19 protein-coding genes and 1 riboswitch are annotated in these 18,822 nt (G+C 71.4%); of the genes, 7 read left to right on the top strand and 12 right to left on the bottom strand.

The features are described from left to right. Position 1: 1 nt before the first annotated feature. Complete coding sequence (locus AB0N68_RS07760; protein ID WP_187662538.1) at positions 2 to 499, bottom strand: hypothetical protein; 498 nt, start codon at positions 497 to 499, stop codon at positions 2 to 4. Positions 500 to 508: 9 nt separating this feature from the next. Then, positions 509 to 2,002, bottom strand: coding sequence for an aminotransferase-like domain-containing protein (locus AB0N68_RS07755; RefSeq protein ID WP_292793434.1), 1,494 nt, complete (start codon positions 2,000 to 2,002; stop codon positions 509 to 511). Between the two features lie 19 nt (positions 2,003 to 2,021). Between AB0N68_RS07755 and AB0N68_RS07750 the strand changes: the two genes are divergently transcribed. After that, positions 2,022 to 2,336, top strand: coding sequence for a hypothetical protein (locus AB0N68_RS07750; RefSeq protein ID WP_313366526.1), 315 nt, complete (start codon positions 2,022 to 2,024; stop codon positions 2,334 to 2,336). On the opposite strand, the gene AB0N68_RS07745 is transcribed toward AB0N68_RS07750, so the two are convergent. Together AB0N68_RS07745 and AB0N68_RS07740 are read right to left on the bottom strand one after the other, a co-directional pair. Beyond that, positions 2,324 to 3,802 (bottom strand): DUF4407 domain-containing protein, encoded by a 1,479-nt coding sequence (locus AB0N68_RS07745; protein ID WP_187662541.1) that lies wholly within the window; start codon positions 3,800 to 3,802, stop codon positions 2,324 to 2,326. The two genes, AB0N68_RS07750 and AB0N68_RS07745, sit on opposite strands and share 13 nt — an antisense overlap. 120 nt (positions 3,803 to 3,922) lie before the next feature. After that, positions 3,923 to 4,480, bottom strand: a complete 558-nt coding sequence (locus AB0N68_RS07740) for a TetR/AcrR family transcriptional regulator (protein ID WP_187662542.1) — start codon at positions 4,478 to 4,480, stop codon at positions 3,923 to 3,925. 64 nt (positions 4,481 to 4,544) lie between these two features. On the opposite strand from AB0N68_RS07740, the gene AB0N68_RS07735 reads away from it, so the two are divergent. Further along, positions 4,545 to 5,168, top strand: coding sequence for an NAD(P)H-dependent oxidoreductase (locus tag AB0N68_RS07735; RefSeq protein ID WP_187662543.1), 624 nt, complete (start codon positions 4,545 to 4,547; stop codon positions 5,166 to 5,168). Here the strand turns inward: AB0N68_RS07735 and rlmN are convergent. After that, positions 5,117 to 6,406: a dual-specificity RNA methyltransferase RlmN gene (rlmN, locus tag AB0N68_RS07730; RefSeq protein ID WP_232089110.1), complete on the bottom strand. Its 1,290-nt coding sequence runs from the start codon at positions 6,404 to 6,406 to the stop codon at positions 5,117 to 5,119. The two genes, AB0N68_RS07735 and rlmN, sit on opposite strands and share 52 nt — an antisense overlap. A gap of 131 nt (positions 6,407 to 6,537) precedes the next feature. Here rlmN and AB0N68_RS07725 point away from each other — a divergent pair, with 131 nt between their 5' ends. Genes AB0N68_RS07725 through AB0N68_RS07715 form a run of 3 tightly spaced genes read left to right on the top strand, consistent with a single transcriptional unit; the run spans position 6,538 to position 8,658 of the window. Then, a complete protein-coding gene (locus AB0N68_RS07725; protein ID WP_187662544.1) occupies positions 6,538 to 7,176 on the top strand; it encodes a bifunctional 4-hydroxy-2-oxoglutarate aldolase/2-dehydro-3-deoxy-phosphogluconate aldolase in 639 nt (212 codons plus the stop codon). 37 nt (positions 7,177 to 7,213) lie between these two features. After that, a complete protein-coding gene (locus AB0N68_RS07720) occupies positions 7,214 to 7,912 on the top strand; it encodes an ankyrin repeat domain-containing protein (protein WP_313366525.1) in 699 nt (232 codons plus the stop codon). Then, on the top strand, positions 7,909 to 8,658 hold the full coding sequence (locus AB0N68_RS07715; RefSeq protein ID WP_187662546.1) for a sulfite exporter TauE/SafE family protein: 750 nt from the start codon (positions 7,909 to 7,911) through the stop codon (positions 8,656 to 8,658). The genes AB0N68_RS07720 and AB0N68_RS07715 overlap by 4 nt, the downstream gene beginning before the upstream one ends. A 123-nt stretch (positions 8,659 to 8,781) precedes the next feature. On the opposite strand, the gene AB0N68_RS07710 is transcribed toward AB0N68_RS07715, so the two are convergent. Both AB0N68_RS07710 and AB0N68_RS07705 read right to left on the bottom strand, forming a co-directional pair. Continuing rightward, entirely contained in the window at positions 8,782 to 9,615 is an 834-nt protein-coding gene (locus AB0N68_RS07710) for an SDR family oxidoreductase (protein ID WP_025104853.1), read from the bottom strand. 80 nt (positions 9,616 to 9,695) lie between these two features. Beyond that, the gene (locus AB0N68_RS07705) at positions 9,696 to 10,454 is read right to left on the bottom strand and encodes an SDR family NAD(P)-dependent oxidoreductase (protein WP_187662547.1); all 759 of its coding nucleotides are present in this window, start codon (positions 10,452 to 10,454) and stop codon (positions 9,696 to 9,698) included. 134 nt (positions 10,455 to 10,588) lie between these two features. Between AB0N68_RS07705 and AB0N68_RS07700 the strand changes: the two genes are divergently transcribed. Continuing rightward, positions 10,589 to 11,314: an aminoglycoside 3'-phosphotransferase gene (locus AB0N68_RS07700; RefSeq protein WP_187662548.1), complete on the top strand. Its 726-nt coding sequence runs from the start codon at positions 10,589 to 10,591 to the stop codon at positions 11,312 to 11,314. Positions 11,315 to 11,321: 7 nt separating this feature from the next. On the opposite strand, the gene gadC is transcribed toward AB0N68_RS07700, so the two are convergent. From gadC to AB0N68_RS07675, 5 genes are all read right to left on the bottom strand, one after another. Next, complete coding sequence (gene gadC, locus AB0N68_RS07695; protein ID WP_232089111.1) at positions 11,322 to 12,794, bottom strand: glutamate/gamma-aminobutyrate antiporter GadC; 1,473 nt, start codon at positions 12,792 to 12,794, stop codon at positions 11,322 to 11,324. Between the two features lie 9 nt (positions 12,795 to 12,803). After that, a complete protein-coding gene (gene gad, locus AB0N68_RS07690; RefSeq protein ID WP_187662549.1) occupies positions 12,804 to 14,174 on the bottom strand; it encodes a glutamate decarboxylase in 1,371 nt (456 codons plus the stop codon). Between the two features lie 100 nt (positions 14,175 to 14,274). Further along, positions 14,275 to 15,066 carry an energy-coupling factor transporter transmembrane component T family protein gene (locus AB0N68_RS07685; protein WP_187662550.1) on the bottom strand — a complete coding sequence of 264 codons (792 nt, stop codon included), beginning with the start codon at positions 15,064 to 15,066 and terminating at the stop codon, positions 14,275 to 14,277. Continuing rightward, entirely contained in the window at positions 15,063 to 16,520 is a 1,458-nt protein-coding gene (locus AB0N68_RS07680; protein ID WP_313366523.1) for an ABC transporter ATP-binding protein, read from the bottom strand. The genes AB0N68_RS07685 and AB0N68_RS07680 overlap by 4 nt, the downstream gene beginning before the upstream one ends. Next, complete coding sequence (locus AB0N68_RS07675; protein ID WP_187662552.1) at positions 16,520 to 17,161, bottom strand: ECF transporter S component; 642 nt, start codon at positions 17,159 to 17,161, stop codon at positions 16,520 to 16,522. Before AB0N68_RS07675 ends, AB0N68_RS07680 begins: the two co-directional genes overlap by 1 nt. Beyond that, positions 17,152 to 17,263: riboswitch (TPP riboswitch) on the bottom strand. Its footprint overlaps the gene before it by 10 nt. A gap of 77 nt (positions 17,264 to 17,340) precedes the next feature. Here AB0N68_RS07675 and AB0N68_RS07670 point away from each other — a divergent pair. Next, positions 17,341 to 18,822, top strand: a complete 1,482-nt coding sequence (locus tag AB0N68_RS07670; RefSeq protein WP_292797822.1) for a D-alanyl-D-alanine carboxypeptidase family protein — start codon at positions 17,341 to 17,343, stop codon at positions 18,820 to 18,822.

The following is an 18,822-nucleotide window of genomic DNA, read 5'->3' as shown; positions in this document are numbered from 1 at the left end:
ATCAGGCAGTGGCGGGCGAAGGCCCGCGGCGGCGGGACGTGACCGCGGCCCCGACCAGCACCCCGACCGCGGAGAGCGCGCTGACCGCGTACAGGGGCAGCGCCCACGGGGAGGCATCGGCGCCGCTGATGCCGAAGGTGTCGGCGAGCCCCATGCCGGGGCCGAACGACGCGACGAAGTAGGCCGGCGCCCCGCCCATGAGCAGCGCGAGGAAGGTCATGCCGGCCACCACCGCCGGAGCCCGCGTGAGGAGGCAGACGACCGCCGTCCCGACTCCCAGGCACACACCCGCGCCGAGGATGCCGAGGACGGTCTGCGGCATGAGGCTCTCTCCGGCGTTCGACATCGCGGCCCTGACCTCGTCGAGGGAGAGGCCGCCCGGCGCCGCGGCGAGCGGGTTCAGCACGAGAATCTGCACGGCGGCGAGCGCGGCATACGCGGTGACGGCGAGCACGCCCGCGACGCAGATCCAGAGGGTGGGGCGCGGCACCGGTGTCATGCGGTCACCCTAGGCAGGGCTGCTGAGAGTCTCCCGGTACTCGCGCCAGGCGTCGCCCAAGCGGCGCACCCCCTCGGTGAGCACGTCGTCCGGCGCGGTGAACGGCAGACGCACGTGGTCGTCCGGCGCGGCGGCCGAGACCGCGAAGGCCCCGGTGCCCGCGATCGAGACCCCGTGCGCGGCAGCGATTCGCGCGAGAGCCGCCGCAGAGCCCCGAGGCAGCCCCGCCCACAGCGAGAGTCCGCCCCGCGGAGCGTCGTAGGTCCAGTCGGAGAGGTGCGCGGCCATCAACTCCTGCAGCAGGAGGAGGCGTTCCCGGTGCACGCGACTGTTGGCGCGGCGGAGCTCCGTCGCATGGGCGATGAGGTCGAGGGCGAGGAGCTGGCCGGGCACGCTCGTGGACTGGTCGGCGAGCTGGCGCGCACCGCGCAGCCGTCGGACCAGGACGGGGTCGGCGCGCAGCCACCCGATCCGCAGCCCGGCCCAGGCCCACTTCGACACGGACTCGACGACGAGCACCGGGGCGTCCGGCCGTTCCGAGGCGAGCGTGGGCGGCACGATCCCGTCGAACGAGATGCCGGCGACGACGCGGTCCTCGATCACGGGCACCCCGTACTGCGCGGCGAGTTCGGCCACGCGATGCCGCGCCGCCCCGGGCAGACGCGTCCCCGTCGGGTTCTGGTGGTGCGGGTTGAGCGCGACGAGCACGGGACGCAGTCGTGCCATCGCCTGCTCCAGCGCATCGACGTCGAGGCCGTCCGCCCCCATCGGCACGCCGTGGACCGTCCCGCCGCGCAACCCCACGGAGTCGGTCACGCCCGGCCACGTGATCTCCTCCGCGAGGACGACGTCCCCCGGCTCCACGAGCGCGTTGACGACGAGGCTGATGGCCTGCTGCGCGCCGTGGGTCACGAGGATCTGCTCGGGCGTGGTCGGCGTCCCCTCGGCGCGGTACATGTCGGCGATGAGTTCGCGGAGGGCCGGGAGACCCGCGGGGTCGGTCTCCGGGAGCAGGGCGAGGTCGAGCCGCGGCTGGTGGTCGCGGATGAGCTGCACACCCAGATCCGGGATCTGCGGGACCGTGCGGAGCAGGTCGATCGCGTTGGGGAGTGCCGAGAACAGCGCCTCGCCACGTCCCGGACGGCGGTCGGCCGCGGGCGCCGTCCTCGCCCCCGACACCCTCGCCCCACTGCCCTGTCGGCGCTCCACGAGACCCTGCTCCGCGAGGGACGCATAGGCGGACACGACCGTGCCCCGCGAGACCGCGACCACCGCGGCGAGGGCGCGTTCGGCAGGCAGGCGGTCGGCGGGGCGCAGCTCACCACTGCCGATCAGGGCGGCGATCCCTGCAGCGAGTCGGGTGGAGAGGGTGCCGTCGCCATGGGCCCAGCGGCCGAGGCGTGCGGCGAGCGCGGCCGCGGAGACCTCCCCGCCCTGGACGAGAGGGCCGGGGGCCGATCCGTGGGCCACCGGCGTCGCATTGGCCCTGTCGAGGGTGTCCATGAGACCTGATTCTGGACCAATGACAGTTCCCACGACCAGCATCGGTCTCGATCTCGGTCCAATCGACCGGGATTGGACCATGGGCGAACTCCTCGACTGGCTCGGCGACGACGCCCGCACCCACGACCCCGCCCTCCTCGGACCGCTCGCTCTCATCGAGGCCGCCGTGACCGGCACCCCGGGGCAGACCACCCCGTCCACGGTCGCCCTGACCCGTTCCCTCGCGCTGGCGTCCCGGTCCGGGGACCTCTCCCGCGTTCGAATCGCCCACTTTGTCCCGAACCCGGCCGGGATGGAGCACAGTGAGCGATTCGAAAGGAGTCAGGTGGCCTGAGCCCCGGGGGTGGTGACGATGTCGGCGCGGTCGCGGAAGCCCTCCGCCGTCACCCTGTCCAGGGCGACCTGCTTGCGGATGGCCAGCGCCTTCTCGTAGAGGCTCGGGTCGCCGTAGCTCGTGAGCACCTTCACCAGCACCGGCAGCAGCTCGATCATGAAGAACAGCGCCGCGATGAGGATGTGCGCCCACAGGATCGTGGGCTCCTTCTCGCTCAGGCGGTTGAGGCCGCTGATCTGGCTCAGCAGTCCCACCGCCCCGGCGTTGCCCTGCGCCACGGAGTCCGCCCGGGCGTTGTAAGCCGCGAGCGCTTGCTCATACGTGTCGCGCGCGGCGGGGAGCTCGCCCTGCGCCTGCTGACGGTTCTGCGACTCCGACGCCGTGGTGTTCTCCTTGGCGGCGCTTCCGGCAGCGGCGAGCTCCTCGTTGGCCGTGCGGAGCTGGGCGGCCAGTGCATCGTAGGTCTGCTGGGCCTCGGCGAGCTGGGCCTGCGCGGCCTGCGAGCTCGCACCCTCGCCGTTCACACCGGTGCAGCCGGGAACGGTGCCCGCGCCCTCGCCGGTGAGCTCGCACTGATACAGCGTCCGCGCCTGGTCGATCACCGCCTGCTGCTCCGTGAGCTTGGCCGTCAGATCGTCGACCGTGGACTGGGCGGCCGACTCCGTGGCCGATGACGACTCGGTCCCGGCGACGATGCCCGTCGCCGCCTGGTTCTCAAGCGCCGCGACGCGCTCGGACGCCGCGTCCAGCGCCTTCTTCTCCGGACCGGTCTCGAGCGCCTCCTGGTCGGACTGCGCCTGCACGATGTTGGTCGCGGCGACCTCCCGGGAGATGTCGTTGTGGAAGATCTGCAGCACGAGCGGCTCCGCGACGACGAACCCGATGATCGCCGCCATGATGACGCGGGGGATCGCGAGGCCGATGAGCTTCCAGACGTTGCGGGTCGACGTCATGGTCGAGGTGAGGAAGCGGTCGAGGTTGAAGATGATCAGTGCCCACACGATCGCGAGCGGGATGGCCAGCCAGACCGCCGCGCGCACCCCCGTCGTCAGGGCGAAGAGCATGGAGATCGCGCTGACCAAGGCGGTCCCGGCGAGCACGAAGAACATCTGCACGAAGCGCGGGGTCTCGCCGGGGACCCTGTCGAGGATCTCGCCCTCCGCCCCGCCGAGGATCGCGAGAGCACGGAGGCGTTCGGCGGCGGTGCGTCGGCGACGCGACTTCCGGACGCGCTGCGGGCGCGCCGGACGGTCGGGGGCGGGCTCCGCGTCGACCGGGGCGTCGGGCGCCGTCACCGGCTCGGACGTCGGGTCGTCGGACGCGACGTCGGGCTGCGCGGGTGTGTCGCCGGTCGGCTCGTACTCGCGCAGGAAGTCGAGGTCATCCGTCTCGGCGTTCGGGTCGCCGTCGATGATGATCCGACCCTGCGAGTCGAAGCGACCCGGGCGGTGGGCGGAATAGGGCATCCCGACAATCTACGAAACTCCGCCTGTGCATACCGTGGAAGACCGGGGCGAGAACCCTTCGAATCGCGCAGATCGCTCCATCTCGGCCGGGAATGGAGCAAGGTGCGCGACTCGAAAGAGTCAGCGGGTGAGAGAGGCCGCGTAGGCGGACAGGGCGTCGTCGAGCGTGAAGTGGCCGGCCGCGGCGAGGGTGCCCAGGCCGTGCATCAGCCCCCACAGCGACACGACGTCCGCCGGGCGGTCGAGCCCCGCCGCGGCGGCCGCCTCCGCGAGCACGCCCTCGAGCGCCTCGATCAGCGGGGCCATGGTCTCGGTAGGAGACCCCGGTACGCACACGGTGGGGTCGTAGACGGCATCGAACGCGTGGGGATGCTCGACGGCGAAGCGGATGTAGGCCGATCCTCCGGCGACGAGGGCGTCGTGCGGCGTCGCGGCACCCTGGGCCGCCACACGCACCTGCCGGAGAAGGTCGGCCATGCTCCGCTCGGCCAGGGCCTTGAGCAGCCCGAGGCGATCGGAGAAGTGGTGATAGGGGGCGTTGTGGCTGACGTTCGCCGCGCGCGCCACTTCGCGGAGGCTGATCTCGGCGGCCGGTCTCGTCTCGAGCAGCCGCATCGCGGCGTCCTCGAGCGCACGCGCCAGATCACCGTGGTGGTAGCCGTCCTTCGAACTTGACATAAGCAACATTGTTTCCTATGTTGACACTGTCCAACCAGGTTGACACTGTCCAGATAGGAACCGCATGTCCGCACTCGTCATCGACGGCCACCCCGACGCCCGCTCGCTCACCGCCGCCCTCGCCCGTCGTTACGCGGACGGCCACGGCGATGCGCGCCTGCTCGCGCTGCGCGACCTCGACTTCGACCCGAACCTGCGATTCGGCTACCGGGAGCGCATGACGCTCGAGCCCGACCTCGTCGACGCGCGGCGCGCGCTCCACGAAGCCGATGCGCTCGTGGTCACCACCCCGCTGTGGTGGGGCTCGGTGCCCGCACTGCTCAAAGGGTTCTTCGACCGCACCCTCCTCCCCCAGCAGGAGTACCGCTACACGAAGCGCGGACTCCCCCAGGGGCTCCTCCCGGCGCGGCACGGCCGGCTGCTCCTGCTCGCGGACACGCCCTGGTACGCCGTGCCGTTCACCGGAATGCCCGCGCACACCCAGGTCGCCCGCAACACTCTGCGCTTCTGCGGCATCCGCGCCGTCCGCACAACGCGGATGCTGGGCGTGAAGCACGCCCGCCCTGCGACCATCACCGGATGGCTCGACCGGGCCGAGCGACTCGGCGCCGCGGATGCGGCTCGCGACCGCGCGCGTCAGGCCAGGGCAGCGGCAGCAGCCTCGTCCTCGGTCGTCGCCACGAGCTGACCGCAGGCGCCGTCGATCTCCTTGCCACGGGTGTCGCGGAGGGTCGTCGGGATGCCGGCGTCGTTCAGCCGCCGCACGAACTCGTCCGTGACGTCCTTCTCCGACGACGTCCAGATCGAACCCGGCGTCGGGTTCAGCGGGATCGGGTTCACGTGCACCCACCCGCGACCGCGCTGGTTGAGCTTCTCCGCCAGCAGGTCGGCCCGCCACGCATGGTCGTTCATGTCCTTGATGAGTGCGTACTCGATGGACACCCGACGACCGGTCTTGGCGTAGTAGTCGTAGGCCGCATCGAGCGCCTCGTCGACCTTCCACCGCGAGTTCACGGGGATGAGCTCGTCGCGAAGGTGGTCGTCGGGGGCGTGCAGCGACAGGGCGAACGTGACGGGGATGTTCTCGTCGGCGAGCTTCCGTATCGCGGGCACGAGACCCACGGTGGACACCGTGATGCCACGCGCGCTCATGCCGAGACCGTCGGGCTGGGGGGCGACCATGGTGCGCACCGCGTCCATGACGCGCTTGTAGTTGGCGAGCGGCTCTCCCATCCCCATGAAGACGATGTTGGAGACGCGCTCCATGCTGTGGTCGTCGCGCTTCTTGCCGCCCAGCTCACCGTTGGCGATGGCCCGGTTCGCCCGGACGATCTGCTCGATGATCTCCGCGGTGGACATGTTGCGGGTCAGTCCCGCCTGCCCGGTGGCGCAGAACGGGCAGTTCATGCCGCAGCCGGCCTGGCTCGACACGCAGAGCGTGATGCGGCCGGGATAGCGCATGAGGACGGACTCGACGAGAGCACCGTCATGCAGACGCCACAGGAACTTGATGGTGTCGCCGCGGTCGGTCTCCAGTCGTCGCACCTCGGTCATGAGGGGCGGAAGCATGCCGGCGACCAGCTCGTCGCGGATACCGGCGGGGAGGTCGGTCATCTCCGCGGGGTCGGACGTGTAGTGCCGGAAGTAGTGGGTGGCGAGCTGCTTGGCACGGAAGCCGGGGAGCCCGAGTTCCTTCACCTTCTCGATGCGCTCGGCCGGGGTGAGGTCGGCGAGGTGGACCGGCGGCTTGCCGCGCTTCGGGCTCGCGAACTGCAGCAGGGGGCGCCCTTCCGCGTCCTTCTTCTGGGTCCAGCCCTCGGTCGCGGGGCGCACCTGCGGGGTACGGGTCTCGCGGATCGCCCCCGAACGGGACGACGCGGGCGCTGTCGCGGAGCGCGTCTCGGGTGTGCGGGGGTTCTCGGCCATCCCTCCAGGGTACCGGGATGCGGGTGGGAGGCGCCTGGGCACGACCCCTCTTCCCACGCCGCTCCCCGGCTACTTGTAATGACAAGTTGCGGTGCGGAAGAATGGGCCCGTCCCCTCGATCAAGGAGCAGCATGTCCGACCGTCTCGCCCGCGCCCGCACCACCGGCATCCTCGCCGTCCTCCGCGCCCCGTCGCCGGAACTGGCCCTGGAGGCCTCGGAGGCGATCATCCGCGGCGGCGTCTCCGGCATCGAGGTGACCTTCTCGACTCCGGACGCCCCGGCCGTGATCCGCGAACTCATCGCCCGTCACGGAGACGCCGCGTACATCGGCGCCGGCACCGTCACGACGTCGGAGCAGGCGACCCAGGCCGCCGACGCGGGTGCCGCGTTCCTCGTCAGCCCGGGAACCCTTCCCGATCTCACGCGCGCCATGCTCGACACCGACCGCGTCGTGATGACCGGCGCGATGACGCCGACCGAGGTCATGGGCGCACTCGAGCTCGGCGTCGACGTCGTGAAGATCTTCCCCGCCTCGCTCGGCGGCCCCGCCTACCTCGGGGCGCTGCGCGGACCGTTCCCCGACGCCCCGCTGATGCCCACGGGCGGCGTGAAGCCCGACAACCTCGCCGACTGGTTCGCGGCGGGCGCTGTCGCCGTGGGAGCCGGTGGAGACCTCGCGAACGGCACCGCCATCGCGAACGCGGACTGGGCGGACATCGAGCAGCGGGCCTCGCGGTTCGCGGCCGCCCTCGCTGCCACGCGAGGCTGAACCGCCCACCTCCGGGATCATTTGGTATACCGGATGCATGCGGATGCGACGGGTGGCGGCGGCTGTCGCGCTCGCGGGCGCGCTGCTGCTCGCCTCGGCCTGCACGGCCGCGCCGTCGCATCCCGCACCACCGACCCCGGAGGCTCCCATGACCGACGCCACATCCGACCTGCTCGCTGCGGCCGCCGCGGGCGACGCTGACGCGGTCCGCCGCGCGCTCGACGCGGGCGCCGACATCGAGGCCCGCGGCGACGGCGGCATGACTCCCCTGGTCGCGGCCACCAAGGCGAACCGCGTCGACGCGGCACGGCTCCTGATCGAGGCCGGCGCCGACGTGAACGCGAAGGACGACATCCAGGACTCCGCCTATCTCTACGCCGGCGCCCGCGGGCATGACGAGATCCTGCGGATGACCCTGGCGCACGGGGCCGACCTCCGCAGCACGAACCGCTTCGGCGGCACGGCGCTGATCCCCGCGTCCGAACGCGGCCTGCTGCCGACGGTCGAGATCCTCCTGGAGGCGGGCGTCGATCCGGACCACATCAACAACCTCGGCTGGACCGCCCTGCACGAGGCGATCGTGCTCGGCGACGGCTCCGCCCGGTACGTCGAGGTGCTGCGCACTCTCCTCGACGGCGGCGCCGACGCGACCATCCGCGACGGCGACGGCATGCTGCCGGTCGACCTCGCGGCCGCCCGCGGGTACGACGCCATCGTCGCCGAGCTCCGGCGGTGACAGCGCTCGATCCCTGGGCCTGGGCCGCACTCGGCGTGGCCGCGGTCGTCATCGGGATCTCGAAGACCGCTCTTCCGGGCGGCAGCATCCTCGCGATCGCCCTGTTCGCCGCCGTGCTCCCGGCGCGGACCTCCACGGCGGCGACACTCCTGCTGCTCATGGTGGGCGACGTGTTCGCGCTGCTCGCCTATCGACGGCATGCGCACTGGCCCACGCTGCTGCGGCTCGCACCGGCGGTCGTGGCAGGACTCCTCTTCGGCTTCGCGTTCCTCGCGCTGACAGGAGACGGGGTCGTTCGCCGCGCCATCGGCGTGATCCTGCTGCTCATGATCGCCGTGACCCTGTGGCGCCGGTGGCGGCAGGCCAGGGCGGAGCAGGAGGCGGCGGCCAGGGGCGGTGCGGTGCTGGCCGGGGTCTACGGGACGCTGGGCGGCTTCACGACCATGGTGGCCAACGCGGGCGGGCCGGTGATGTCGATGTACTTCCTCGCCACCCGCACGCCCGTCCAGGTTTTCCTCGGCACCTCCGCCTGGTTCTTCGCGATCATCAACGTGATCAAAGTGCCGTTCCTCGCCGGGATCGGGCTGTTCACCGGCCCCGTGCTGCTCACCGATGCGATCCTCGCGCCGCTCGTGGTGCTCGGCGCGCTGCTCGGCCTGCGGGTGGCGCGGCGCCTGGACCAGCGGCTCTTCGACCGCATCGTGATCGTGCTGACGGTCCTCGGTGCCGTGTACCTGCTGCTCTAGCCCTTCGACGGGCTCAGCGACCTTCGACGGGCTCAGGGACCCACCCCTTCGACAGGCTCAGGGACCCAGCCCTTCGACAGGCTCGGGGACCCAGCGGTGGGTCGCCGAGCCTGTCGAAGCGCGTCAGTCGAGGAAGATGTCGGGGAACAGCGCGCTGTCCGGAGTGCCGGGGACGGCGGCGTAGCCCGAGAAGTCGGTGACGCCGTTCGCCTCGAGCACATCCTCCACGATCAGCGACTGCCCCGTGTACGTGCGCGCCGGCTGGGTGAGCACGGCATAGGCGGCGTCGGCGTAGATGTCCGCCGTCCGGCTCGCGGCCATCACCTTGTCCCCGCCGAGGAGGTTCTGCACCGCGGCCGTCGCGATCGTCGTGCGCGGCCACAGTGTGTTGGCGGCGATGCCGTCGGCCGCGAACTCCGCCGCGAGTCCGAGCGTGACCATCGTCATGCCGTACTTCGCCAGCGTGTACCCGGTGTGGGCGCCGAGCCACTTCGGGGTGGGGTTCAGCGGCGGCGAGAGCGAGAGGATGTGCGGGTTCTCGGCGTCCTTGAGGATGGGCACCGCGGCCCGGGAGAGCATGAAGGTGCCGCGGACGTTCACGTCCTGCATCAGGTCGTACTTCTTCGCGGAGAGGTCGAGCGACCGGGAGAGGTCGATGACGCTGGCGTTGTTGAGGACGATGTCGATCCCGCCGAACTCGCCCTGCGTCTTCATGACGGCCTCGGTGATGTGGTCGTCGTCCCGCACGTCGCCCACGATCGGCAGCGCCTGGCCGCCGGCGGCGCGGATCTGCTCGGCAGCGCTGTGCACGGTGCCCTCGAGCTTCGGGTGCGGGGAGTCGGTCTTGGCGAGCATCGCGATGTTCGCGCCGTCCGCGGCCGCGCGCAGGGCGATCGCGAGGCCGATCCCGCGGCTGCCGCCCGACATGAGGATGGTCTTTCCGGCGAGTGTGCTCATGGTTCTCGTTTCGAATCGCGTGATTGGCTGGATTTCCGGCTCGAATCGGGTCATTCAGGCGATTCGAACACCGGGAGGGGTCACCGCGGGGCCATGCGGATGGCGCCGTCGAGGCGGATGGTCTCGCCGTTGAGGTAGCCGTTCTCGACGATCTGCTGCACGAGGGCGGCGTACTCGTCGGGGCGTCCGAGGCGAGCGGGGAACGGCACCTGCTGACCGAGCGAGTCCTGCGCCTCCTGCGGCAGCCCCATGAGCATCGGCGTCTCCATGATCCCGGGGGCGATGGTGCACACCCGGATGGCGTGGCGGGCGAGCTCGCGGGCGATCGGCAGGGTCATCGCGTGCACCCCGCCCTTGGAGGCCGAGTACGCCGGCTGCCCGATCTGCCCGTCGAACGCGGCGACGCTCGCCGTGTTCACGACCACGCCCCGCTCCTCGTCGTGCAGCTCGTTCGCGGCGATGACGGCGGCGGCCTGGGAGATCACGTTGAACGTGCCGACGAGGTTGATCCGGACGATCCGCTCGAAGTCGGCGAGGACGGCGGGGGTGCCGTCCCGGTCGAGCACCTTGGCGGGCGGGGCGATGCCGGCGCAGTTCACGACGACCCGTAGCGGTGCGGCGGCCTGTGCGGCGGCGACGGCGGCCTTGACCTCGTCGACGCTCGTCACGTCGGCGGGGACGAAGAGACCGCCGAGCTCCGCCGCGACCTCCTCCCCCTTCGACGAGGCGAGGTCGATGATGGTGACGTGCGCGCCCGCGGCCGTGAGCCGACGGGCGGTGGCCAGTCCGAGTCCGGAGGCGCCGCCGGTGACGAGGGCCCCCTGTCCGCTGATCTGCATCTGATGTTCTCCTTCGAACGTCGTCGTGCGACATGCATGGAACGCAGTCCCAGCCTATGCGGTTCTTGGTGTCACCGCAGGCCTGCCGCGTCGCCCCCGAGCCTACGACACCGGCGTTCCGGCAGGATGGACGGGTGAGCATCCCCGCAGCGTCCGTCGAGGTCCCCGCCCGGGTGCGCGAACTCGCCGCCGGGGCCGCACTGACCCCTGCGTGGCGCAACGCGCTCGGCGGCCTGACCTTCCGCACCGATGACGGCCGCTACATCAAATGGGGTCCCCTCGATCCCGAGGCGAACATGCGTGACGAGGCCGAGCGGATGCGCTGGGCCCGCACCTGGACCACCGTGCCCGAGGTGATCTCCCAGGGCCAGGACGAGGCGTACGAGTGGCTCGTGACGACAGCCCTCCCCGGCAGCAGTGCGGTGGATCCGCGCTGGGCGTCGTCTCCGGAGACCGCCGTGCGCGCGGTCGGGGTCGGTCTGCGCCTCCTGCACGACGCCCTCCCCGTCGCGGAGTGCCCGTGGACGTGGAGCCCTACGGAGCGCATCGCGAACGCCGCCGCCCGCGGGACGACGGTGCCGACGGACCTGCACGAGCCCCCGCCGGTCGATCGGCTCGTGGTCTGCCACGGCGACGCGTGCCTTCCCAACACCCTGCTCGACGACGACGGCCGTCCGGTCGCCCACGTCGACCTCGCCGCGCTCGGGGTCGCCGACCGGTGGGCCGACATCGCCGTGGCCGCCATGAGCACGCTGTGGAACTTCGGTCCCGGGTGGGAGGACACGCTCATCGCGGCCTACGGCGTCGACCCCGACCGCCCGAGGCTGGAGTACTACCGACGACTCTGGAACGAGTCCTGAGCCGGGCTCACGCCTCCGGGTGGGCGTCGCTGAGGAGGCTCCCGTCGGCCGGGCGCCGGTCCCACGACGGTTTCCGCAGCGCGTAGAACAGCAACGGCGGAGCGCCGAGCACGACGATCACGACACCGACGATCCACGGGTACGCGGCGGCCGGGAACGCGGTGAAGCCGTCGGGCGGGATGAAGGCGAGCAGGAACGCCGCGAGGCAGGCGAAGAACCCGACGCCGGCGACGAACGGGAGAGCCTTCACCCGGTAGGCACGGGGGACGTCCGGCGCCTTCCGCCGCAGCACCATCGCCGAGGCGAACATGAGCATGTACATGATGAGGTACAGCGCGGCGGCCATGTCGATGAGCGCCACGAAGGCGGCGCTGACGTTGGGCACGATGATGAAGATCGCCGCGAGGATCGTGACGATGGTTCCCTGGAGCATCAGGATGCCGGACTGCACACCGGCCTTGTTCCGCTTCTGCAGCAGCGGCGGGAGCAGTCCCGTCTCCGCGGCCGCCAGCACGCCCTTGGAGGGACCGGCGACCCAGGTCACGACCGAGGCGAGAGCACCGGCGGCGATGAGCGCGGACACGACGGCCGTCGCCCATCCCATGTCCCAGTGGTCGAAGTACTCCCCGAACGCGAGCATGATGCCGTTCGTCAGCCCGAGCTCCTTCTTCGGCACCGCGACCGCGATCGCGATGGTGGGCAGGATGAAGACGAGCAGGATGAGGCCGGCGGCGAGGAACACCGAGCGCGGGTAGCCCTTGCCGGGATCCTTCATCTGATTCACGTGGACCGCGTTCACCTCCATGCCGGCGTAGGCCAGCACGTTCGAGACGATCAGCACGATGGACGCGAGACCCGTGAACGGCGGGATCACCGCCGAGGCCTCGAGCGGCACCTGGCTCTTCTCCCCGCTGAAGACCCACACCGCCCCGAACACGATGAGCAGCACCGCCGGGAACAGCGTGCCGATGATGCCGCCCCACGAGCCCAGCTTGGCGAAGAGGTCGCCGCCGCGGAGCGTGACGAGCGTGGCGCCCCAGTAGCAGACGATGATGATGACGGCCGTGAAGAAGCCGGAGCTGGACAGCGAGGGGTCGAGGAAGACGAAGGCGAGGGCGCCGGCCACGAACGCGAGCTGCGTGGGGAACCAGACGACGTTCTGGATCCACTGCAGCCACACCGCGGTGAATCCCCAGCGGTTGCCGAGGGCCTCCCGCACCCAGACGTACACCCCGCCCTTCCACCCCGTCGCCAGCTCCGCGGCGACGAGGGCGGTGGGGACGAGGAACAGCACCGCGGGGATGAGGTACAGCGTGATGCTGCCGAGGCCGTAGATCGCCATCGCGGGCAGCGACCGCAGGCTCGCCACGACGACGAGGGTGAGCAGGGCGAGCTGGCCGATGCCGAGGACGGCGACGGCGGGACGGGAGACGCGCGGCGCGGGCGCGGCGCCGGTCGGACCGGACTGCGGAGCAGACATCTCGGCCCCCTAGTGGTGGAACGCCGAGTCGGGGTGGTCGGACGGCATGGGGGCCGTGAGCGCGTCGAGGTGGGCCACCTCGGCGGTGATGGCGTCGAGCAGTTCGGCGGCCAGGTCCATGCTGAGCCCGTTGCGCACGACGATGCGCTGCACTGTGAGGTCCTCCAGATCGGCGGGCATCGGGTACGCGGGGACGAGCCAGCCGCGCATCCGGAGCCGATCCTGCAGGTGGTAGAGCGTCCACTTGTCGGTGTGCCCGTCCTTCAGGCGCCAGGCGAACACCGGGATGTCGCTGCCGTCGTTCCACAACTCGAACGCGTCGAGCTTCGCGATGCCCGCGGAGAGGAACTTCGCCACGTCCTGCGAGGCCTGCTGCACCGCGCGGTAGCCCTCGAACCCGAGGCGGAGGAACAGGTAGTACTGCAGCAGCACCTGAGCACCGGGGCGGGAAAAGTTCAGGGCGAAGGTAGGCATCTCCCCGCCGAGGTAGCTCACCTGGAAGATGAGATCCTCCGGCAGCCACTGCGCGTCGCGCCAGACCACCCAGCCGAGGCCGGGGTAGACGAGACCGTACTTGTGTCCCGAGGTGCTGATCGAGTGCACACGCTCCAGCCGGAAGTCCCACACGAGGTCCGGCTGGAGGAACGGAGCGATCATGGCACCGGAGGCGCCGTCCACGTGGATCGGGATGTCGAGGCCGGTCTTCTCCTGGATCGCGTCGAGCGCCGCGGCGATCTCCGCCACCGGCTCGTACATGCCGGTGTAGGTGACGCCCATGATGGCGACGACCCCGATGGTGTTCTCGTCCACGTACTTCTCGAGATCGTGGCCGTCGAGCGTCTTGTGCTCCTCGCTGATGGGCACGTAGCGCGGCTCGACGTCGAAGTAGTTGCAGAACTTCTCCCAGCACACCTGCACCGCGCTCGACATCACGAGGTTCGGCGTGGAGGCGTCCTTGCCGGCGGCACGGCGGGCCTGCTGCCAGCGACGCTTGAACGCGAGACCGCCGAGCATGCACGCCTCGGAGGAGCCGATCGTCGACGTGCCGATGCTGCGCGCCGCATCCGGGGCCTTCCACAGGTTCGCGAGCATGTGCCAGCAGTTGTCCTCGATGGCGGCGGTCTGCGGATACTCGTCCTTGTCGATCATGTTCTTGTCGAAGGAGGCCATGTAGACCTGCTTCGCCTCGTCGTCCATCCAGGTGCTGACGAAGGTCGCGAGGTTGAGGCGTGCGTTGCCGTCGAGGATCGTCTCGTCTTCGACGATCTGCTTCGCCGTCGCGGGGAGCGACTCGGTGTCGGGGATGACGTGTCGTGGTGCGACGGTGGCCTCGCCCGGCCGCGTGAAGAGCGGCTGGTCGTCGGCGGAGGAGATGCTCATGGGACGTCCCTTTCGGTCGGTGTCGATGGCACTGTCTCCTGCGGACGCTAGCCCCGCCTCTGACCGACCTCCAGGGACCCTCGTCCGAAAGGGGTGAGGGTCAGGACGGCCCGAGGATGAAGTTCCAGGCTCCGGTCGCGACCGCGGCGGCGATCGCCGTCGCGGAGATCGCCGCCCCGACGGCGAGCAGGATCCACTCGGGCGCGCCGAAGCGCGACTCCCGCGCCCAGGTGCGACGGCCGGGGGCGCCGAAGCCCCGCGCCTCCATCGCTGTCGCGAGCTTCGCGCCCCGGCGGATCGACAGCACGAGCAGGGCGAAGGCCATGCCGAGGAAGCGCCGGATGCGCCCGCGGTCGGCCACGCCGCGCGCGCGACGGGCGAGTTCGAGAGCACGCCAGTCGTCGAGGAACAGTCCCACCATGCGCAGGCCGGCGAGCGCGCCGAGGACGAATCGGGCCGGAAGCCGCAGGATCTGCCCGAGGCCGTCGGCGAGATCCGTGGGATCGACCGTGATGAACAGGACCACGGAGGGCAGGGCGATCGCGAGCACGCGCAGCATCGTGGCGACGGCGAGCGCGAGCGACCCCTCGCTGATGCGCAGCACGAACCAGTCGACGTAGACGGTGCCGCTCGTCTCGCCGTAGAGGGCGATGGTGAGACCGGTCAGCGGCGCCGCGAGCCAGACCGGCCACGTGCGCACCCAGAACTCCCGCCAGCCGATGCCCGCGAAGAGGAACAGCACCGCTTCGAGTGCCAGGGCGACGGCCGCCGACACCGGGTCGAGCGTGAGGACCAGAGGCACGGCGATGAGCGCGCTCACGCCCAGCTTGGCGACCGGATTGATGCGGGCGACGACGCCGGTGCGGGTGGGGGCGGGGGCGAGCGCCGTCATGCCGGTGCCCCCAGGACGAACCGGGTGGCGTGCAGAGCGCGCGCCACATCGAGATCGTGGGTGATGGTGACGATCGCCGATCCCTCGTCCCGGAGGGTGGCGAGCATCGCCACGAGCTCGGCCCAGGTCCGGGCGTCCTGGCCGAAGGTCGGCTCGTCGAGGATCAGCACCCGGGGTCTCGTGGCGATCGCGGCCGCGACCGTCAGGCGGCGCTTCTCCCCGCCCGAGAGCGTGTACGGATTCGCCGCACCCAGGTGCGCGAGCCGCAGGCGGGTGAGCAGCTCGTCGACGCGGGCAGACACCTCGTCATCGGGGACGCCCAGGGCGCGGGGACCGACCGCGAGCTCGTCGCGCACGGTCTGGGCGAGGAGCTGGTGCTCCGGTTCCTGGAACACCATCCCGATCCGTGTGAGGAGCTCGCGAGACGCCCACCGGATCGGAGACGGATTGGCCCCCTGCGCGAGTGACGGCGCCGCGATCACGGCTCCCCCTGCGGGAGGGAGGAGCCCCGCGAGGGTCAGGGCCAGCGTGGACTTGCCCGCGCCGTTCGGCCCGGTGATCGCGAGGGCCTCGCCGGCACGCACGTCCAGGTCGATGTCGTGCGCCACCGGACGCCCCTTCACCCGTGCGACAGCCAGCCCGTGCGCCGAGAGCAGCACGTCCCCGGGCGCCGCGCGTGGTGCGGGGGGCTCGGCCGGCGGGCGGCCGGGTACCCACACGCCGTCCGCCGCCAGGCGCTCCCCCTCCGTGCCGAGCACCTCCGCGGGAGTGCCGTCCGCGACGACCCCGCCGGCGCCGAGCACGATGACCCGCGTGAGGAGGGGCAGCCACACCTCGAGGCGATGCTCCACGACCACGAGGGTGGCGGGACGCGCGGCGAGCATCCGCTCCACCGCATCCCTCACCTCGCGCACGCCCTCGGGATCGAGATTCGCCGTCGGCTCGTCCAGCAGCACGAGTCCGGGGCGCATCGCGAGCATGCCGGCCAGGGCGAGGCGCTGCTTCTGGCCGCCCGAGAGCGCCGCGGTCGGATGGTCGAGCGGCACGTCGAGGCCGACGGCCGCCATGGCCGCCTCGACACGAGGCCAGATCTCCGCCCGCGGCACCCCGAGGTTCTCACAGCCGAAGGCCACATCGTCGCCGGCGCGGGCGAGGATCACCTGCGAGTCGGGATCCTGGAGGACGAGCCCGGCCCGACCGCGGGTGGCCACGGCGGGGCCGCCGTCGATGAGCAGCTCCCCCTCGCTCTCCCCCTCCTCCTCGCCGCCGAGCACACCGGCGAGGCCGTGCAGCAGTGTGGATTTGCCCGCGCCAGAGGCCCCGAGCACGAGAACCCGCTCGCCGGGCTCGACGCGGAACGAGACATCGCGCAGCGCCCAGGCGAGGCGACTCGCGTGTCGCCACCCCCACCCCCGGGCCTCGACGCCGGCGGGAGCGACCTGCTCGGACGACATCAGACGCGCACGCGCGCCTCGCGCCCGGAGCCGAAACGGTCGAGAGCCCCCGTCGCCGCGATGCCGCGCGCGAGCACCCAGGACAGCGCACCGGCGATGACCGCCCCGGAGATCACGGTGCTCACGAGATAGATCGCGGTGAAGGCGGGACCGGAGCCGGCGTACCAGAGGACGAGGTTGTTGATGCCGCCCGCGAGCGCAGCGCCGGCACCGGCGAGGATCGCGACGGGCAGCGACCAGCGGCGGTAGAAGAACAGCAGGAAGATCAGCTCGGCACCGAGTCCCTGCACGAGGCCTGCCTCGAGCGTGAGGAAGCCGCCCCACTGGTTGCCGATGAGCGCCGAGACGACGGCGGCCAGCAGCTCGACGTAGATCGCGGCGCCCGCCTTGCGGATGATGAGCCCGCCGAGCACGCCCGCGAAGAGCCACGGGCCGTCGAGGAGCCCTTGGAGGCCGGGAAGCAACGGCTCGAGCAGGGCCTTCGGCCCCAGGTATCCGACGTTCCAGGCCAGGAAGATCAGACCGGCGGCGACGCCGAGGACGCTGGCGACGACGATGTCGACGACGCGCCAGCGCAGATAGCCGCGCGCCGGAACGGCCGTGCTCTTCGCAGACGCGGATGCGGACGTGGACGTACTCATGTGAACTCCTCCCTGCGCTGGCATGACCCAGATCAGGTTCGACGGTCGAAGCGCGATTCGCTCCCTCTCAGCCCGGCTCGCCGGACTCCCGTGGTTGTGCTGTCGATCCTACCCCGTTCCGCCCGCGCGTCCCGAGCCGCGCACGGCGGATTCCGGGCGGTATTCGGTACCGTAAGCGAGTGACCGCTTCCGATCCCCCTGAAGAGGCGTCCGGCGGCGTCGACGTCGACGCGCGGCCCGAAGACTCCGCACCCGTGTCCGCCGAGCCCGCGCTCGACCCTCCGGTCACGGAAGCGGTGTCGTGGGCCGATGCGTCGGCTCCGGCGACCGCGCTGACCTGGGTGGACCCGTCGCTCGTCGCCGCGGAGTCGTCGACGCCCGAGTTCGACGCCTCGGCCGGCACGGAGGACGAGACGGGATTGCTGCGCGACGCGAAACTGCGACCCGCGATCGCCGGCCCCGGACTGCTCGTCCCGCTCGGTGTGCTCGTCGGCCTCGTCGCCTCCTACGCCGGCACCACGCTGCTCTGGCCGCTGCACGAGGTCGCCCCGACCGTCCAGGCCGTCGAGTTCACCCCGGTCGCCGCCCCCACCGCCGCGCTCGCCTGGCCCGCGGTCGGCGACGGCGCTGTCGGGATCGCCGGGATGACGACCGCGGCGTCCACCACCGCTCCGGTGAGCATCGCGAGCATCACGAAGGTCGTCAGCAGCCTCATGGTGCTGGATCGTCTGCCGCTGGCCCCCGGGGAGCAGGGTCCGGAGTTCGCCTTCTCGTACGCCGACAGCATCCGCTACTGGGACTACCGGATCGCCAATCAGTCCGCACTCGATGTCCCCGTGGGTGGAGTGCTGACCGAGTACCAGCTTCTCCAGGGCACCCTGCTCGGCTCGGCCAACAACTACATCGACCGGCTGGCGTCGGAGATCTGGGGGTCCGACGGGGAGTTCGCGGCCGCGGCCGAGGTCTGGCTCGGCGAACGCGGGCTCTCCGGCATCACGGTGGTGACGCCGTCGGGATTCGATGAACGCAACGTCGCCACCCCCGAGGCCCTCGTGGCCCTGGGCGAGATGGCCATGCGCAACCCGGTGTTCGCCGAGATCGTGGGAACCCGGTCTGTCGACCTGCCCGGGGCAGGCAAGGTCGAGAACACGAACGGGATGCTCGCCGATCCGGGTGTCGTCGGCATCAAGACGGGCACCCTCGTCGGGTGGAATCTGCTGACCGCCAAGGACGTCGCCGTCGGCGACTCGACGGTCCGGCTCTACGCCGCGGCGCTGAACCAGGAGGACGACGAGGCGCGTCTCGCCCTCACCCGTGCGCTGTTCGCCCAGACGGAGGCGGCGTTGCAGGCCCAGGGCCCGGCCGTCCCGGCGGGCACGGTGGTCGGGCGCGCGGTCACCGCCTGGGGTGAGCGCGTCGACGTGGTCGCGGGCGAGGACGCCGACGTCGTGCTGTGGAACGGGGCGAGCGCGACCGCATCGACGGTGTTCGACCTCGGGGAGGAACGGGAGGCGGACGGGACGGTCGGCACCCTGACCACGACCGGCCCTGTCGACAGCACGGAGACCGCGCTCGTCCTCGACGAGGACCTGGACGGTCCGAGCCCGTGGTGGCGGCTCACCCACCCGCTCGAGCTCTTCGGCATCTCCGGGGACGACTGA

The organism is Microbacterium meiriae, assembly GCF_040685015.1.
In the GTDB taxonomy this organism is placed as follows: Bacteria; Actinomycetota; Actinomycetes; order Actinomycetales; family Microbacteriaceae; genus Microbacterium; species Microbacterium meiriae.
Note: the sequence above shows the minus strand (reverse complement) of the source record. Positions and strands in the feature narration are given on the sequence as shown.

What these genes read in the sequence shown, in the direction of transcription:
- AB0N68_RS07680 (WP_313366523.1), bottom strand. Translation starts at nt 16,520, where the DNA reads ATGTCGTCCGAGCAGGTCGCTCCCGCCGGCGTCGAGGCCCGGGGGTGG.
- AB0N68_RS07675 (WP_187662552.1), bottom strand. Translation starts at nt 17,161, where the DNA reads ATGAGTACGTCCACGTCCGCATCCGCGTCTGCGAAGAGCACGGCCGTT.
- gad (WP_187662549.1), bottom strand. Translation starts at nt 14,174, where the DNA reads ATGAGCATCTCCTCCGCCGACGACCAGCCGCTCTTCACGCGGCCGGGC.
- AB0N68_RS07755 (WP_292793434.1), bottom strand. Translation starts at nt 2,002, where the DNA reads ATGGACACCCTCGACAGGGCCAATGCGACGCCGGTGGCCCACGGATCG.
- gadC (WP_232089111.1), bottom strand. Translation starts at nt 12,794, where the DNA reads ATGTCTGCTCCGCAGTCCGGTCCGACCGGCGCCGCGCCCGCGCCGCGC.
- rlmN (WP_232089110.1), bottom strand. Translation starts at nt 6,406, where the DNA reads ATGGCCGAGAACCCCCGCACACCCGAGACGCGCTCCGCGACAGCGCCC.
- AB0N68_RS07685 (WP_187662550.1), bottom strand. Translation starts at nt 15,066, where the DNA reads ATGACGGCGCTCGCCCCCGCCCCCACCCGCACCGGCGTCGTCGCCCGC.
- AB0N68_RS07740 (WP_187662542.1), bottom strand. Translation starts at nt 4,480, where the DNA reads ATGTCAAGTTCGAAGGACGGCTACCACCACGGTGATCTGGCGCGTGCG.
- AB0N68_RS07750 (WP_313366526.1), top strand. Translation starts at nt 2,022, where the DNA reads ATGACAGTTCCCACGACCAGCATCGGTCTCGATCTCGGTCCAATCGAC.
- AB0N68_RS07710 (WP_025104853.1), bottom strand. Translation starts at nt 9,615, where the DNA reads ATGAGCACACTCGCCGGAAAGACCATCCTCATGTCGGGCGGCAGCCGC.
- AB0N68_RS07720 (WP_313366525.1), top strand. Translation starts at nt 7,214, where the DNA reads ATGCGGATGCGACGGGTGGCGGCGGCTGTCGCGCTCGCGGGCGCGCTG.
- AB0N68_RS07735 (WP_187662543.1), top strand. Translation starts at nt 4,545, where the DNA reads ATGTCCGCACTCGTCATCGACGGCCACCCCGACGCCCGCTCGCTCACC.
- AB0N68_RS07760 (WP_187662538.1), bottom strand. Translation starts at nt 499, where the DNA reads ATGACACCGGTGCCGCGCCCCACCCTCTGGATCTGCGTCGCGGGCGTG.
- AB0N68_RS07745 (WP_187662541.1), bottom strand. Translation starts at nt 3,802, where the DNA reads ATGCCCTATTCCGCCCACCGCCCGGGTCGCTTCGACTCGCAGGGTCGG.
- AB0N68_RS07725 (WP_187662544.1), top strand. Translation starts at nt 6,538, where the DNA reads ATGTCCGACCGTCTCGCCCGCGCCCGCACCACCGGCATCCTCGCCGTC.
- AB0N68_RS07705 (WP_187662547.1), bottom strand. Translation starts at nt 10,454, where the DNA reads ATGCAGATCAGCGGACAGGGGGCCCTCGTCACCGGCGGCGCCTCCGGA.